The sequence below is a fragment of the Nocardia sp. NPDC059154 genome (genome assembly GCF_042755705.1).
Classification (GTDB): Bacteria; Actinomycetota; Actinomycetes; order Mycobacteriales; family Mycobacteriaceae; genus Nocardia.
On record NZ_JBHZCS010000158.1, the window covers coordinates 3,609 to 5,690 of the forward strand.

4 protein-coding genes are annotated in these 2,082 nt (G+C 64.0%); all 4 read right to left on the reverse strand.

All coding sequences use genetic code 11. The features are described 5' to 3' along the window. Window positions 1–390: 390 nt before the first annotated feature. Complete coding sequence (locus ACFXN1_RS51080) at window positions 391–570, reverse strand: hypothetical protein (RefSeq protein WP_379446492.1); 180 nt, start codon at window positions 568–570, stop codon at window positions 391–393. A 173-nt stretch (window positions 571–743) separates the two neighbouring features. Continuing rightward, window positions 744–1,055: a hypothetical protein gene (locus ACFXN1_RS51085; RefSeq protein ID WP_379403461.1), complete on the reverse strand. Its 312-nt coding sequence runs from the start codon at window positions 1,053–1,055 to the stop codon at window positions 744–746. Then, on the reverse strand, window positions 1,048–1,347 hold the full coding sequence (locus tag ACFXN1_RS51090) for a hypothetical protein (protein WP_379446493.1): 300 nt from the start codon (window positions 1,345–1,347) through the stop codon (window positions 1,048–1,050). The genes ACFXN1_RS51085 and ACFXN1_RS51090 overlap by 8 nt, the downstream gene beginning before the upstream one ends. 166 nt (window positions 1,348–1,513) lie before the next feature. After that, window positions 1,514–1,831, reverse strand: coding sequence for a WD40 repeat domain-containing protein (locus tag ACFXN1_RS51095; RefSeq protein WP_379446494.1), 318 nt, complete (start codon window positions 1,829–1,831; stop codon window positions 1,514–1,516). Window positions 1,832–2,082: the final 251 nt, after the last annotated feature.

The following is a 2,082-nucleotide window of genomic DNA, read 5'->3' on the forward strand; positions in this document are numbered from 1 at the left end:
TCTGGCTTATTCCCATGTCGAAGCACATGCCAGACAGGGACGCGCCGCGCCGGGGGTCGGTTCCCAGCGCGGCGCGGCATCTCGGGCGGCGGACCGCCTGGCTATCGGACGAGCCGTAGCCGTGTCGGGAGGCGGTAAGCCCAACAACGTCATCCACCTCAACCACCGAGGCATCATGCCGTCAACCAGCCCCGACCACCACCACGTAGGTGCGCCAGAGCCGAAAGCCCGATAATCCCCGACGGGCACCGATACACCCGGTACCCGCCGGTTACACTGCGAATCCTGTTGCGCGGAAGCATCGGATGGATCGGCTCCCCGGCCGCCTGCGCTGCCCGGCGCGGCGCACGCATCCACCCGCGAACGCCGCGCCGGTACGGCGTCATCGGATCAGGCGGGCTGGAAACCCACCTGCAACGCCTCCAGTCCTCGAATCACCACGTTCGGCTTGAACGGTGGATTCTCCGAAAGCAACCCCATCGCACCGACTTTGCGCAGCAGCACCGCCGAGTTGGTTCCAGGCAATCCGCAGACCGAATCCTGTACTCGTCGCTGCCACGCGAGTGTCACTGTGGGTTCTCCCCAACGAGCGAGCTGACTGCAGAAGGTGAGTTAACGCCCCGATCAGCCCCAGATTCACTCGAGGCGAATCTGAGCGACACCATTACCCGCTTGGACAGGCATTTTGTCGCTAACGTCGTACACGCTGTCGTAAAGATGGTCGTACGTACGACGGTAGCTGCCTACGCGGCGTGCCGGATGAACTCGAGAATCAACGGCAGGTCCGCGGTCGTCAGTGGGCGGCCCTGCGGTTCGGCGAGGTCCTTCTCGATCAGTGACCGAATGTAGGCGGACTGATTCATCCCCAATTCGGTTGCGCGCGCCTTGCATCGGCGATCCAGAGAGGCGGGCAGTTTCACCGACCGGGGAACGATCGTCTCCCCCGTGTCAACACCAGGAATCACTACCAACTCTTCAGCCTGAGCGGGATCGAGGACCAGGCGCTTGGTGAGGGCCGCGATCTGGTCGGGGGTCATGTTCTCGAAATCAGCCATTGCGGGCCTCCCATTGCTCGAATTCGGCGACCAGTTCCGGGGTTGGACGGAACGCATTGATGATGTAGATGTCCTTACCGTCGATGCGCGCCAGGAGCAGCAACGGCTGACCATCGTCCGCCCGCCCCATCAACACCGACGCCTCGAGTCCCGCCGCGTCATCGACGGCTGGCATGAACCACACGCGGCGTTCTCCAGCAAGCCACGCGCTGAGCAGGTCATACACGTCGTCGATGTCGATACCGGACTGGGCCAGCAAATGCGCCAACCCCCAATACCACGTAATCGCCACGACCCAGACTACCACAGACTACGGATGTACGAGAGAACCGGAACACCGCACGGGGCTGCAACAGTTCCTGGGTCGGTAAGACCCCTCAACGGCCCGCCGCCGCCAATACATCGTTGGTGCCGCCGCCAACACGTCACCGATCCCCAGACGCGACACCAGTTCGGCGTCAGTGGTTATCAGCTGCCGATAACAGCGGGCCGTCGGCGATCGTCGCGAACGCAACCGCATTCACCCAGCCGCTGTGGCCAAGCAAGGGTTCGCCGATCGGGGTGCCGGACGCGACGTCCCACAGTCGCACCGAAGTGTCGTGGGAGCCGCTGGCCAACACCACAGTGCCGTCGGCCGTCGTCGCGAATGCCAACGCGGTCACCCGGCCGGTGTGACCGGTCAGAGGTTCACCGATCGGCGTCCCCGGGAAGTAGTCAGCGGCTTCGATGTGCTGGCGGTTCGCTGACTCGTATTTTGCGGCGTGATTCTCCGACACCGTGGACGCTGACACTGCAGGGCGTCACGGTTTGCGCGTCCGCCAGCACACTGGTCGCCCCGGCTGGGTCCTAACGGGGTGCGGCAGGTCGATGTCGAGGGGATCATCGCCGCACGGTTCGCTCACCGCGAATCGCGGTGCGGGACCCTGATTTGCATACACACCTGTTGATCGCCAACCGGGATTCGTACGCGCGATGGCCGCTGGATGACCCTGGACGCCGCAGTCATCTACCGGCTGATGGTGACCGT

What these genes read in the sequence shown, in the direction of transcription:
- ACFXN1_RS51085 (WP_379403461.1), bottom strand. Translation starts at nt 1,055, where the DNA reads ATGGCTGATTTCGAGAACATGACCCCCGACCAGATCGCGGCCCTCACC.